Annotated in this window: 10 protein-coding genes; 5 read left to right on the forward strand and 5 right to left on the reverse strand. The window is 72.8% G+C overall.

Features of this window, described 5'->3' with window-relative positions; genetic code table 11:
* The first annotated feature begins 290 nt into the window (after positions 1 to 290).
* Both ACZ4XX_RS25265 and ACZ4XX_RS25270 read left to right on the forward strand, forming a co-directional pair.
* Positions 291 to 3,431, forward strand: coding sequence for an FG-GAP-like repeat-containing protein (locus ACZ4XX_RS25265; RefSeq protein WP_468510141.1), 3,141 nt, complete (start codon positions 291 to 293; stop codon positions 3,429 to 3,431).
* 382 nt (positions 3,432 to 3,813) lie between these two features.
* Positions 3,814 to 5,088: a lysine 2,3-aminomutase gene (locus ACZ4XX_RS25270; RefSeq protein WP_468510142.1), complete on the forward strand. Its 1,275-nt coding sequence runs from the start codon at positions 3,814 to 3,816 to the stop codon at positions 5,086 to 5,088.
* 34 nt (positions 5,089 to 5,122) lie between these two features.
* Here ACZ4XX_RS25270 and ACZ4XX_RS25275 read toward each other — a convergent pair whose 3' ends face one another.
* Positions 5,123 to 5,863, reverse strand: a complete 741-nt coding sequence (locus ACZ4XX_RS25275; protein ID WP_468510143.1) for a transporter substrate-binding domain-containing protein — start codon at positions 5,861 to 5,863, stop codon at positions 5,123 to 5,125.
* An 11-nt stretch (positions 5,864 to 5,874) separates the two neighbouring features.
* Complete coding sequence (locus ACZ4XX_RS25280; RefSeq protein WP_468510144.1) at positions 5,875 to 6,822, reverse strand: aldo/keto reductase; 948 nt, start codon at positions 6,820 to 6,822, stop codon at positions 5,875 to 5,877.
* Between the two features lie 1,120 nt (positions 6,823 to 7,942).
* On the opposite strand from ACZ4XX_RS25280, the gene ACZ4XX_RS25285 reads away from it, so the two are divergent.
* Positions 7,943 to 9,448 (forward strand): alpha/beta hydrolase, encoded by a 1,506-nt coding sequence (locus tag ACZ4XX_RS25285; RefSeq protein WP_468510145.1) that lies wholly within the window; start codon positions 7,943 to 7,945, stop codon positions 9,446 to 9,448.
* Positions 9,449 to 9,522: 74 nt separating this feature from the next.
* On the opposite strand, the gene ACZ4XX_RS25290 is transcribed toward ACZ4XX_RS25285, so the two are convergent.
* From ACZ4XX_RS25290 to ACZ4XX_RS25300, 3 genes are all read right to left on the reverse strand, one after another.
* Positions 9,523 to 11,013, reverse strand: a complete 1,491-nt coding sequence (locus ACZ4XX_RS25290) for a PTS transporter subunit EIIC (protein WP_468510146.1) — start codon at positions 11,011 to 11,013, stop codon at positions 9,523 to 9,525.
* A 69-nt stretch (positions 11,014 to 11,082) separates the two neighbouring features.
* Positions 11,083 to 12,018, reverse strand: coding sequence for an N-acetylmuramic acid 6-phosphate etherase (gene murQ, locus ACZ4XX_RS25295; RefSeq protein ID WP_468510147.1), 936 nt, complete (start codon positions 12,016 to 12,018; stop codon positions 11,083 to 11,085).
* A gap of 26 nt (positions 12,019 to 12,044) precedes the next feature.
* A complete protein-coding gene (locus tag ACZ4XX_RS25300) occupies positions 12,045 to 12,962 on the reverse strand; it encodes a MurR/RpiR family transcriptional regulator (RefSeq protein WP_468510148.1) in 918 nt (305 codons plus the stop codon).
* Positions 12,963 to 13,073: 111 nt separating this feature from the next.
* Here ACZ4XX_RS25300 and ACZ4XX_RS25305 point away from each other — a divergent pair, with 111 nt between their 5' ends.
* The gene (locus ACZ4XX_RS25305) at positions 13,074 to 13,430 is read left to right on the forward strand and encodes a hypothetical protein (RefSeq protein WP_229314684.1); all 357 of its coding nucleotides are present in this window, start codon (positions 13,074 to 13,076) and stop codon (positions 13,428 to 13,430) included.
* A gap of 61 nt (positions 13,431 to 13,491) precedes the next feature.
* Positions 13,492 to 13,764 (forward strand): DUF4031 domain-containing protein, encoded by a 273-nt coding sequence (locus ACZ4XX_RS25310; protein ID WP_468510149.1) that lies wholly within the window; start codon positions 13,492 to 13,494, stop codon positions 13,762 to 13,764.
* The last annotated feature ends 58 nt before the right edge of the window (positions 13,765 to 13,822 follow it).

A 13,822-nucleotide genomic window follows, 5' to 3' on the forward strand; every position in this document is an offset into this window, starting at 1 on the left:
GACGTTCTGCGGGTGCTGGGCGGGCTGCCTCCCGGGGCGGAGACCCGAGGGGTGGCGCCCGGGGTGCGGGCTCCCGGAAGGCGCCCTGCAGGGCCGGGAAGAGGGCATTCAGGCCTTCGCGCAGGTGGGTTTCTGGTGCGTTCGAATCGCGTGAATGTACGATCCGGCTGCCGACAGGGGGGGTCCCGCCGGCCCCGCCCGCGCGGTCCACTCCGCCCTGTCCTGCCTGCCGTGCCGCCCCCTGTGCGCTTTCGCCTGCATGCTTCCCACCCGCACGAGGGGACACGTACTTGTCCGTCCGAAGAGCCGTCGCGCTCGCACTGAGCGCGACGCTGGGCATCACCGGCCTGACGGCCGTCACCGCACCCGCCGTGACGGCCGCGACCACGTCCGACGCGCCGTACGCGGCCACGATCGCCGCACCCGCGGACCCCGCCGGAACGCCTGACACCTACCTCATGGGGGTCGGCACAGGCGTCCAGCTGACGCGTGGCGGAGAGTCCGCGCACCCCTCCTGGCAGAGCCTGAAGGACGGGCGTGTCGTCCACACTCCCCCGTGCTACTCGTCCGACCCGGTCATCCACGGCGACCGGGTGGCCTGTGTCTCGGACCTCGGGGACGAGGTGACCGTCCACGACGTCGCGAGCGGTGCCGTCTTCACCCGGACCCTCGGAGCCGAACAGCGGTACCCCGACCTCGCGGCGGACCGGCTGATCGTCACCGAGCACGGGGCCGGCGGCGGGGTCGTGCACCTGTTGGGCTACGGCCCCGATGCCCCTGCCGACCTCGACGTGTCCGTACCGGGTGCCGTCGACGCGCCCCACGTCGTCGCCCACGACGACGCCGGCGCGCTCATCTCCTACCGCGACGCCGCGTCCCCGCACACCGCGATGCTCGACTTCGCCACGGGTGCGATCACGCCCGTGCCCGAGGTGCCGTTCGCCCTGGTCACCTCCCGTGCGGTCCTCAGCGCCGACTGGATCGTCCGGTACGACGCGTCGGGCACGGACCAGGCGTTCGTCGTCTCCCGCACGGACCACGGCGACCCCGGCACGACCGTGAAGCTGCCGAACGACAGGGACGACACCGACGGGCGGATCGGCGTCGTCGGCGACTGGATCGTGGGCCACTACGACGGGCCGCACGAACCGTACGAGTTCACGGCCGTCCCCGTCGTCGCCACGCCCATCTCCGGGGGCGACACCCGGGGCCTCGGCATCGTCACCCGGTCGGGGGACGGCGTGGAGACCGGCGCGGACGGCGCCCTGTACCTGCTGGGCGGTACCGATTCCGCCCACTGGGGCGTTCGACGCGTTGCCCCGGGAGCCGGCGGCGTCCCCGTCACCTCCCAGGCCCTGGCCACTCCTCCGACCGTCCCGTACACCGCTCTGACCACGGCCAACGGCCGGGTCGTCACGGAGACGCAGACCGACACCCACACCCTCCGGGGATTCGACCTCGCCCTCACCGGCGCGCACACGCCGAGGCAGGCCTGGACCTGCGACGCGCTGTCCGGCACCGCCGCCGATTGCCCGGCGGTCCTCAAGTCGTCGAATTCCACGGGGGCGTGGTGGCACGACACCGGGGACGGCCGCCTGGTCACCCTGGACACGGTGAGCCGCCCGGCGTCCGGCGGGCAGCCGGCGTGCTCCGACTGCGCGGTCCAGGCGCGTGTGACCACACCCGGAACCGCGGGAACCACGCGCACGGTCACGCTCGGTCACACGGGCAAGCTCCAGGCGGGCATCCTCTACAGCGCATCCGGTCGTTACGTGCACTTCCGCGGGAACACGGACTCCGGAACGCGCTCGATCGTCGCGGACGTCGAGACCGGCAAGATCCTTCGGAACTCCGCCGCCGGCACCGCGCAAGCCCTGTGGGGAGGCCGGCTCTGGGCGGCGTCCGCCACGGACGACACCGTCTCCGCGATCGACCTGCGGACGGGCGCGACCGCCGAGACGCTCGACCTCGGGACGGACTGCCGGTCCTCCTACCTCCAGGTCGTCGGCAGGTGGATCTACTCGCGCTGCACCTCGGCCTCGACGGACGCGGTGGTCTACGACCGTGAGAAGAAGGTCGCGGTCGAGGTCTGGGTCCCCCGCAACACCGAGCCCAAGCTGGGCGACGGCTTCCTCGCCCACTCCTCGTACAGCGAGTACGGGTACACCCTGGCGGTGACCGACGTTCGCTCCGGTGAGCCGGAGGACCGTGAACTCGGCGTCCTCGCGGGCTACGACGTCCAGGACGAGAGCACGATCTGGGCGGTCGACCGTTTCGGCGGCGGCGTCGCGTTCGTCGACTCCCTGCGGAAGGTCCACGTCTCCGGACTCGGCGGCACCACGGGCCGACTCGCCGCCATCGATGCCGACACCCCCGCCGCCGCCCTCAAGTCGGCCTCCTGGAAGCCGCGTTGGTGGCTGTCCAAGCCGGCCTCCTCCTGGTCTCTCGCGCTCAGGAACAAGGCGACCGGCAAGGTCGTCCGGACCCTGACCGGCGGCGAGGCGCGAGGCATCGTCGCCCCTGTCTGGGACGGCAAGGACGCGGCCGGGAGGTTCGTCGCCAACGGGGCCCACACCTGGAACCTGACGGTGAAGCCCGCCGACGGGCAGGGCACGGACCTCACCCTCTCCGGTGCGGTTTCCGTGACCGGTGCGGCCGCCGTGCGGCGTGACCTGGCCGGGGACGACGGCTTCGGTGATCTGCTGGTGATGGACACGGCCGGTCTGGTGTCGATGTACCGGGGTACGGGCGCGGGCGCGCTGTCGGCGCGGATCGCCGGTACGGGGACGAAGTTCTCGACGTCGTCGGTGTTCGTGCCCACGGGCGACCTGAACGCGGACCGGTGTGCCGACGTCTATGCCCGCGTGGGTGACCAGCTGCGCGCCTATCGCCCCGGGTGCGGAAAGGTGGTCTCCGCCTCCTCGCCGTACACGCTGGTCGGTTCGGGCTGGGGTCAGTACGACGTGCTGACGTCCCCGGGAGACGTGAACGGCGACGGGTACGCGGACCTGGTCGTGCGCCAGGCGTCGACCGGTGACATGTACTTCTACGCCGGTACGGCCGACCACCGGGTGAAGTCCCGCGTGAAGATCGGCACCAACTGGAAGCTGTACAAGAAGATCGTCGGCGTCGGTGACCTCTCGGGCGACGGCCGCGGCGACCTCCTCGGTGTGGACGCGGCGGGCGTGCTCTGGCGCTACCACGGCACCGCGACCGGCGGCGTATCCGCGCGCGTGCAGGTCGGCGGCGGCTGGGGCGGCTACTCCTCCATGGTCGGCGTCGGTGACCTCTCGGGCGACGGCCGCGCGGACCTGATCGCCCGCGACACCGCAGGAAAGCTGTGGCGCTACAGCGGCACCGGGACCGGCGGGTACGGCACCCGGGCGCTGATCGGTTCGAGCGGCTGGAACGGCTTCAAGGGCCTGTACTGACGCCCGCTCACCCCCTTCCCACCCCGCGGGCCCGGCCATCGAGGCCGGGCCCTCGGGCGTTCGCGCGGCGATCCGCGGACGCGGAGGAAAGGCGCCAATCTGGCAGATGCCCCGGGCCTACCCCAGGCCGAAAGCCCTCGGGTGCGAAACCTGCCTTACAGGGATGAACCGGATGTTCGTGGCACACGGTGCTGTCCGGTACGTGTCGCGCGCGAATGGCCGGACTCCTCCGTTGCCCCCGAGTCGGGCCACCGCTAGCGCCATTGGCGGCCCGGGCCCCGCTCCCCATCATCATCCGGGGGTGCGCCGCACCAGCCATCGGTGAGGCCTTCGGGGAGGCGACGACCGTGCAGACGACCGACATCCCGGCGGTGGGGAACGGGTGACCGTCTTCACCGGTCACCGGCTCGCCCGGCTCATCGCCGACCGCACCGGGCAGCCCGCGCTCGCGCACGACGCCGACGTCGTCGGCCGCGTACTGCCCTTCACCCTCGGCTCCCACGCCGCCGACGAACTCATCGACTGGTCGCGCGCCCCCGACGACCCCCTCTACCGGCTCCTCGTGCCCCACCGCGACCTGCTCGCCGCCGCGGACTTCGCCGCCGTCGAGCAGACCCTGAGGGACGGCGACCGGGACCGACTCCGGCTCGTCGTCGACGGCCTCTGCGAACGACTCGACCCGCACCCGGCCGGCCGGAACACCGACGTCGTCCGGCACACCTACCCGGGCACCCTGCACGTCCTCCCCGACCCGCGCCGCACCTGCCCCGCCCCCTGCGCCTCCTGCTTCCGCCGGCCCCCGGACGCCGCCGACCCGGCGCGGGGCGGGCCCGAGACGATGACGGCCCGACTGGCCCGGCACCCGGAGATCACGGACGTCGACCTCGACGGCGAGGACCCGCTCGCCATGAGGGCCGCGGAACTCGACGCGTACCTCTCACCACTCCTGGCCACTCCCCAGGTACGCACGATCCGCATCCGGACGAGGACCGTGCTCCACGCCCCGGAGCGCTTCCTCGACCCGAGCGATGACGCCGCCGCTGCCGTCGCCGATGCCGACGACCTTCTCCGGCTCCTCGCACGGGTCGTCGCGGCCGGCCGCCACCTCTCGCTGCTCCTCCCGCTCTCCCACCCCCGGGAGCTCGCCCCGGCACCGACCCGCCGGGCCGTCGCCCGCATCCTCGCCACCGGAGCGACGATACGAACCCAGGCCCCCGTCCTCCGGCACGTCAACGACGACGCCGGAGTCTGGGCGCACCTGTGGCGGGAACAGACCGCGCTCGGCCTCGCCCCCCACCGCGTGCTCGTCGAGCGCGGCGCGGGCCCGCGCCGCTGCTTCGGCCTCCCGCTCGCCGAGGTCGTGGACATCCACGCGGAGGCGGTACGCCAGGTCCGGGGACTCGCACCGGTCGCCGACGGCCCGGTGATGTCCACGGAACTGGGCGCGCTCGCCGTGGACGGCGTCGTCCGGCTCGGACAGGGCCCGGCCTTCGCCCTCCGCGCACTCCGGGCCCGCGATCCCGCCCTGTCCGGCGCCGTGGCGTACGCCCGCTTCGACCCCGCGGCGCGATGGTGGGACGAGTTGACGCCGTACGGGCCCGGGGACCGGATCCTGCTTCCGGGAGAGCCGTTGACGGCGGCGGACGTGGTGGGCTGAGTGGGCTGAACCGCCCCGCCGCAGCCCGGGAACGTCAGGCCGCGGGCGGGGCGAGCAGCCCCGCGCCCTGGCCGGCGCGACGGAGCGATTCGGCGACGAAGCCGTTCGCCTTCAGCTCCTCGACGAGGGAACGGAGGAAGGCGACGGTCTCGGGCGCCCGGTCGACCGTCGTGCCGACCGCCTGCCGGATCTCCATGAACCTGCCCTCGATCAAACGGACTTCGGGGTGCTCCCGCACGTACGAGGTCATGGGCTGACGGATGCCGGCACCCACCTCGAGACCCTCGGCGCGGAAGGTGTCGACGCCCTCCGCGCCGCGCACGACCGTCGCGTGCGTGAGGGAACGGGAGAGGAACAGGTCGTACGCGGAACCCTGCTTGACGCCGATCCGGACGCCGGGCACGTCGACGTCCTCGACGGTGGTGAGGCCGGAGCCGAGGGGGACGGCGTACACGCCCTCGATGACGACGTACGGGGCCGTGAACGCGACCTCCGTCTCCCGCGCCGGATCCACGGCGAGGAAACAGAGGTCGGCCCGACCGTCGGTCATCGCTTCGAAGGACTTCCGCGCCGCGTCGAAACAGAGCAGCTCGACGGGAAGCCCGAGCCGCGCCCCGATCTCCCGGGCCAGATCGACGGTGATCCCGGACGGCGCCTCGGGGGTGCCCTGGGCGAGCACCGGGTTCCCGAGGTTGATGGAGGCCCGGAGGGTGCCGGTGGGAGCGAGGTCGGTGGCGAGGCCGGCGGCGCGGGACGGGTCCGGTGTGATCGTCATGGGGACGGAGTCTAGGCAGACGGTTCGCGGTGGAGGCCGTCCAGAAGCGCCAGGTCCTCGTCGGAGAGCCGGATCGCACCGGCGTCGACGTTGGCGGCGAGGTGGTCGGGGTCGCCGGTGCCGGGGATGGCGAGGAGGTGGGGGCCCTGGTGAAGGGTCCAGGCGATGCGGATCTGGGCGGGGCTCGCGCCGTGGGCTTCGGCGACGGCGAGGACCGCGGGGCTCTCGTGGGCGGTGGCTCCGCCCTGACGGCCGGCGGCGGCGATCGCGTAGAAGGGGACGAAGGCGATGCCCTGCTCGCCGCAGTGACGTACGAAGTTCTCGTACTCGGGGCGGACCCCGATCCCGTACATGTTCTGCACGCAGACGACGGGGGCGATGGCCTGCGCCTCGGTGAGCTGCTCGGGGGTGATGTTGGAGACGCCGAGATGGCGGATGAGACCGGCGTCGCGGAGCTCGGCGAGAGCGCCGAAGCGCTCGGCGATCGAATCGGTGCCGACGATACGGAGGTTGACGACGTCGAGGTGGTCGCGGCCGAGCTGACGCAGATTCTCCTCGACCTGGCCGCGCAGGGCGGCGGGGGTGCGCGCGTGGGTGCCCCAGGAGCCGTCGGCGTCGCGGCAGGGGCCGACCTTGGTGGTGATGACGAGGTCGTCGGGGTAGGGCCCGCCGAGGGCGCTGCTGATCAGCTCGTTGGCGGAGCGGAGCGGGGAGAAGTAGAACGCGGCGGTGTCGATGTGGTTCACGCCGAGGTCGACGGCCTTGCGCAGCACGGCGATCGCCTCGCCGCGGTCGCGGGGCACGGCGTGCTCGACGAGCGCCTCGCCGCGCTGGGGCAGCCGCATGGCCCCGAACCCGATGCGGTTGACGGTGAGATCCCCGAGGACCCAGGTACCGGCGGCGGAGGCGAGGGTGGGCGGGGTGGGCGGGGTGGGGGAGACGGTGGGGGTGGTGGTCATGCGGGGGATGATCCCTCAGGGGATGGGTGACCGCCATCGGATAAAGGATTCCGTTGAGGAGCCTTGTGGTGTGCGGGTTTTGGGGGCCGCTTGGGGCCACGCGGGTCGCTTGGGTGCGGGTCTCTGAGGTTTCTGGGGCGGGGGTTTCGAGTGGGCTTCTGGTGCGGCCGCCCTCTTTCCGAGTGTGGCGGCCTCCACCACCGCGTCAAGGGCAAGTCGGCTTCGCCGATGGCCTTCGGCCACCCTTGACCCGGCGGCGGAGGCCGCCTTTTCACACTCGGAGGGCGCCCGGGGGGCGTGGCCGCGCGGGGCTTCGGGCAGTGGCCGGGGTCGGAGTGTGCGTCCGTCGGCCGGTGGGTGGGGGCGCGGCTTGTGGCGGGGGTCGGTGGGCGCGGTTCCGGTGGGTTCGGGGTGCGCGGTTGTTGAATGGGGCGGCCCGGCGGCGCTTAGCGGCCGGCCGAAGTCCTCGGGTCGGGATTCAGGCCCCGCTGGTCGCTGTTGGTGGGTGGTGGGGAGCGGGTCGGGGGAGTTTCCTGCACTTTCGCCGCCCGAAAAGGGCGATTAGCCTCGTCTGTCCTCATATCCAGGGGTGTGTTACTCGGAGTAATGCGCAGTTACTCACGCCCCCACCCACCGGGAGTGACCAGCGGGGCCTGAAGCCCCACCCCGGAGAACCGAAACTCGCTGAGCCGAGCCCGACCGCCCCATCCAACAACCGCGCACCCCGAACCCACCGACACCAGCCCACCCCACCTCGGCCGCTGCCAAGCCCCCACCCACCGACCGGCACACGCCCTCCCATCCCGGCCGCTGCCCGAAGCCCGGCGTGGACCCCGCCCCCGGACCGCCCTCCGAGAGTGTCTTCGCTTCTGGAGGTGGTGGGTCAAGGGTGGGCGCAGCCCATCGCGCAGCGACGCGACCGCAGGGAGTGCCCTTGACGCACCGCCGGAAGGAGCGACTCTCGGAGAGAGGGCGGTCCCACCAGAAGCCCCCACACCCGGCCCACCCCAAGGGCCCTCTTCCGCCCCTAGCGCCCCCGCCCCCCCCGGGGGTTGGCCCTACCCTCCGGCCGCGTGCCTGCCGGATGGGACGTGGGGTCCGGCTTCGACAGGCTGTGGGCATGACAGCGAATCCTGGACGCAGCGCTTCCCTTCTCGGTCTCTCCGTCGCCATCGTCGCCGGGCTCGGGCTCGGACTTGCCGGCAGCGGCGTCGCCCCCGCCTCCGCCGCCGGGCTCGACTGGGGAGCGTGCGACCCCGCCGTCAAGCCGCTTCCCGGGCAGCAGTGCGCCAAGCTCTCCGTACCCCTCGACTACGCCGATCCCGACGGGACGCAGATCCAGCTCGCCGTGTCCCGGATCGCCGGCACCCGCTCCGACGCCCATCGCGGGACCCTCATGGTCATTCCCGGTGGGCCCGGCAGTTCCGGTGTCCAGCGGCTCGGGCAGAAGGGCGCCGCCCTCGGCCGGGAGACGGGTGGGGCCTACGACCTCGTCGCCTTCGACCCGCGCGGCGTCGGCGGGTCCGCCAAGGCCGACTGCCGGCTCCCCGCGGCCGACCGGTGGATGGTCACCCTGCGGTCCTGGCCCGGCCCCGACGGTTCGGTCGACGACAACGTGGCCCGGTCGAAGCGGACCGCCCAGGCCTGTGCCCGCAACGGCGGCGCCATGCTGCGCGGCCTCACCACCGCCAACCAGGTGCGCGACCTCGAACGGCTCCGGCAGGCGCTCGGGGAGCGCAAGCTCTCCGCCTGGAGCGTCTCCTACGGCACCTACGTCGCCGCCGCCTACGCCCAGAAGTTCCCCGAGCGCACCGACCGTTGGGTCCTCGACAGCAGCAACGACCCCGACCCCTCGCGCGTCGCCCGTGGCTGGCTCGACGGCATGGCGCAGGGCGCCGAGGACCGCTTCCCCGACTTCGCCGCCTGGGCCTCGCACCCCGACCGGGGCGACGACGGGCCTCGGCTCGCCCAGCGCCCCGAGGACGTCCGGCCCCTCGTGCTCGGTCTTGCCGCTCGGCTCGATCGCGCGCCTCGTGCCACCGGCACCCCCGGTGTGGACCTCACCGGGACCGTGCTGCTCCAGGCGCTTCAGCAGGCGCTCTACTCCGACGCCGCCTTCCCCGCCTTCGGCCGGCTCGTCGCCGCCGCCCTCGATCCGAACGGCACTCCCGTGCTGCCGCCCGAGCTCGCGGGCGCCATGCCCGATGACGCCGCCGCCATCACCATGGGCGTCATCTGCAACGACGTCGACTGGCCCCGCCGGTCCGCGCAGAGCTACCAGCGGGCTGTATCCGCCGAACGCGTGCGGCACCCGCTGACGGCCGGCATGACCGTGAACGTCACCCCGTGCGCGTACTGGAAGGGCGGTGCCGTCGAGAAGCCCGTCCGCATCACCGACCGCGGACCGTCCAACATCCTGATGATCCAGAACCTGCGCGATCCCGCCACCCCGTACTCCAAGGGGATGGGGATGCGGCGCGCCCTCGGTGACCGTGCCCGGCTCGTCTCCGTCGACCACGGCGGGCACGGGGCCTATCTCGGGAACGGGAACGCCTGTGGGGATCGGGCCGTGACCCGTTTCCTCACCGAGGGCGTCCGGCCGGACGGGGATGTTCTCTGCCGGTAGGCGGTAGCCGTATCTCGTATGACGTGCGGGAGCCCGGCCGGAATCCTTCCGGCCGGGCTCCCTTCCCGTTTCGCTCAGACCTTCGCCGGCTCCGGCTCCCGTTCCGGTGTCGGGCCGCCCTTCGCCACGGTCACCTCCGTCGGTGCCGCTTCCGTGTCCACGTTGAACTCCTCCAGGAGTTCCTTGTTGAAGCCCCAGAAGTACGTCGCCGCGAAGCCCGCCAGGTAGCCGACGATCAGACCGCCCGCGTAGATCGCGATCGTCTCGCCCAGGCCCTTGTTGCCGTCGAGGAGGGGGAAGAGGGCCCAGCCCGAGGGGCCGATCGCCGTCGAGCCGACCGTGTCGCCCAGCATGCTGAACAGTCCGACGAAGCCGCCGCCGAACGCTCCGCCGACGCAGGCCGTGACGAAGGGGCGGCCGAGGGGCAGCGAGACGCCGTAGATGAGGGGCTCGCCCACGCCCAGGAAGCCGGCCGGGAGCGCGGACTTGATGGTGCGGCGGATCGAGCCGTTGCGCGGGAGCTTCAGGTAGACGGCCATCGCCGCGCCGACCTGGCCCGCGCCCGCCATCGCCAGGATGGGGAGGAGGACCGTGTAGCCCTGCTGCTCGATGAGCGTGGTGTGGATCGGGATGAGGGCCTGGTGCAGGCCCAGCATCACCAGCGGCAGGAACAGGCCGCCGAGGAGGAAGCCCGCTCCGGCGCCCGCGTGCGCGAGGAGCCAGTTGGCGAACTCGCCGATGGCGGTGGAGATCTCACCGGCGACGAACATCAGGCCGAAGATCGTGACCAGGCCGGAGATCAGGACCGTCAGGGTCGGGGTGACCAGGACGTCGAGGGACTCCGGCACCCAGCGGCGGCACCATTTCTCCACGTACACCGCGAGGATCGCCGCGCCGAGCGCGCCGAGCACACCGCCCTGGCCGGGGGAGAGCGTCTGGCCGAAGGCGTCGATCTTGGCGACGCCCGGGAAGACGATGATCGCCGCGACGGCGCCGCCGAGGATGGCCGTACCGCCGAACTCCTTCGCCGTGTTGTAGCCGACGAAGACCGCGATGAGGGCCATGAAGCCGCTGGCCATCGCCGCGAGCGCCGGGGTGACGCCGGGCAGCCAGCCGAGGTTGATCAGCAGGCCGTTGAGGCCGGCGATGATGCCGCAGCCGATGAGGGCGGGGATCAGCGGGACGAAGATGTTCGCGATCCGGCGGAGGAAGAGCTTGAACGGGGTGGCGTTCTTCGCCTTCTGCGCCGCCTTCAGTGCGGCGCCCTGTGCCGCGAGGTCGTCCGCCGAGTGCGTCGGCTGCGGGGCCGCCGCCACGAGGGCCTCGATCTCCGGGGTCACGCGGGCGACGGTGCCCGGGCCGAGGACGATCTGGTACGTGTCGTCCTCCACCACGCCCATCACGGCGGGCAGTGCCTTGAGGGCCTCGTCCTGGACGAGCGAGCGGTCGCGCAGTCCCAGCCGGAGGCGGGTCATGCAGTGGGCCACGGAGCTGATGTTCTCGGCGCCGCCGACGAGGGGGAGGATCGCGGCGGCGGTGGCGCGGTTCTTGTCGTCTGTGCTCATGGTGCGGTGGTGCCTTGCTGTGAGGGGTGCCTCTGGGGGAGGGGGCCGACGGGGGGTGCCCCCGGGGGGTTACGGCGTGGGACCGGTCGCGTGCAGCGCCGCGCGCAGGTGGCCCTGGGAGACCTTCAGCCGTTCGGCGGCCGTGGGGGCGTCGATGTCGGCGAGGATCATGAGGATCGCGTTCTTCACCTCCCCGTCGGCGGCGGCGAGGGCGGTCTCGATCTGCTCGTCCGGCGCGCCGGTGGCGAGGGCGACGATCCGCCGCGAGCGGGCCTGGAGCTTCTCGTTGGAGGCGCGGACGTCGACCATCAGGTTTCCGTACGTCTTGCCGAGCCGGATCATCGTGATGGTCGAGATCATGTTGAGGACGAGCTTCTGGGCCGTGCCCGCCTTGAGCCGGGTGGAGCCGGTGAGCAGCTCCGGGCCGGGGACGACCTCGATGCCGTGCTCGGCGGCGGCGGCGAGTGCGCTGTCCTCGTTGCAGGAGAGGCCGATGGTGAGCGCGCCCCGGGCGCGGGCGTGTTCGACGGCGCCGATGGCGTACGGGGTGCGGCCGGAGGCGGAGATGCCGACGACGGTGTCGTCGGCGGTGACGCCGAGCGCGGTGAGGTCCTCGGCGGCGAGTTCCTTGGAGTCCTCGGCGCCTTCGACGGCCTTGACCATGGCGGAGGGGCCGCCCGCGATGAGGCCGACGACCTCGCTCGGGTCGGTGTTGAAGGTGGGCGGGCACTCGCTGGCGTCGAGGACGCCGAGGCGGCCCGCGGTGCCGGCGCCCATGTAGATGAGGCGTCCGCCGCGGGCCATGCGTGCGGCGGTGGCGTCGATGGCGGCGGCGATGGCGGGGAGCTGCCGGGCGACGGCGGCGGGGACGGTGGCGTCCTCGCCGTTCATGAGCGCGGCGATCTCGGCGGTGGGGAGCTGGTCGATCTCGGCCAGTTCCGGACGGAACGCTTCGGTGGTGAGTGTCGCCAGCTGGGCGCGGAGTTCGGAGTACGTAGCAGACACGAGCGGCTCTTTCGGTGCTGTGGTCGTCAGCGGGTGCGGGGTGAGTGGCGGTGGGCCAGGGCTTCGTACGAGGCGGCGAGGGCAGGGGCCGCCGTCTCGTACGTACGCTGTGTGACGCAGGTGAACAGGCAGTCCACTACCAGGAGTTGGCTGGTGCGGGACGACATGGCCGCGGGGCGCAGTTCACTCTCGCGTGCGGTGGAGGTGGTGAGGACGTGGTCGGCGTACTGCGTGACCGGTCCGTCCGGGCGGCCGGTGATCGCGACCGTCGTCGCCCCGTGGTCGAAGGCGACCCGGAGCGGTTCTATGACGTCGCCGGTCGAGCCGGAGTGGGTGATGGCGATGGCGACGTCGCCGGAGCGGAGCTGCACGGCGTTGGTGACGGCGAGGTGCGGGTCGCTGTGGGCGTGCGCGATGAGGCCGATGCGGAGGAGTTTCTGGCCGAGGTCCTGGGCGACGAGGCCGGAGGCGCCGATGCCGTAGATGTCGATGCGGCGGGCGGTGGCCAGGGCGGCGACGGCGGCGCCGAGCTGGACGGTGTCGAGTCCGGCGGCGGTGTCGGCGAGGGTCTGCTGCTCGTCGTAGGCGAGTTTGGCGACGACGTCGGCGATCGGGTCGTCGACGGCGATGTCGGCGGTGACGGCGGGTGCGCGGCCGGACTGCTGCTGGGCGGCGAGCCCGGCGAGGGCGAGTCTGAGGTCGCGGTAGCCGGGGTAGCCGAGGAGGCGCGCGGTGCGGACGACGGTCGCCTCGCTGGTGCCGGTGAGCTCGGCGAGGCCGGTGACCGTGAGCGCGGCGCAGCCGGCGGGGTCTCCGGCGACGGCTTCGGCGACCCGCTGCATCGAGCGGGTCATGGACGGCGCGAGGGTTCGCACCTTGGCCGCGAGCGCGGCGGGGGCGGGGGGCGCGTCGCCCGTGAAACTTTCCTTCACGTCATTGGTCACATCTGAAAGATACTTTCGGAGGGGTGGTGCGACAAGACCCCGTCGGTCCCGGATCGGGCAGGGACCTTGGGCCCTTCGCTGGGGGCGCGCGCCCCGGGTGACAATGGGTGCATGGACGACATCGACCCCGTGGAGCAGGCGCTGCATGCCGCTCGCGCCCTGGTACTGGCCGACCTGGTGGCCCGCGAGGTCGCCGCGGCCGAGGTGGTGTCGATGGTGGAGGACGCGGTGACCCATCGGCGCTGGTGGGTCGAGCAGTGGCCCGAGGGGCTGACGTACGTCGCCGGTCTCGTCGCCCAGGACGTCCAGGACGCCCTGCTCGAACGGTACGGCCGCTGGCCCCTCTGCCCGGTCTGCTCCACCGGCGACCCGCACGCCCTGGACGTGGAGCCCGAGCTGGGGCCGGATCCGCACTGGGTCTGCGGGAAGCAGGGTGTCGTGGTCGCGCCCGTGGGCGGTCTCACATGAGACGGCCCGGAGTGGGGCGGCCCGGAGTGGCACGACGCCCCGGAGCGAGGAGTACACGCCGGTGACCCTCTACATCGACCCGCCCACCTGGCCGGGGCACGGACGCATGTGGTCGCACCTGGTCAGCGACGCCTCCTTCGAGGAGCTGCACACCTTCGCCGCCTCGATCGGCGCGCCGCGCCGGGCCTTCGAGCGCGACCACTACGACATACCCTCCGACCGGTACGCGGACGCCGTGGCCGGCGGTGCGGTCGAGGTCGGATCGAAGGAGCTGCTGCTGCGCCTCACGGCGGCGGGGCTGCGGCGGCCGAAGGGCCGTCCGGCGCCTTCCTGACGGTTCGGGGCAGCCCGGTGGCGCCGGCCCGGAGGGGGAGGCCGGCCCGGGCGGGCGG

The organism is Streptomyces sp. NPDC029956 (assembly GCF_055574655.1).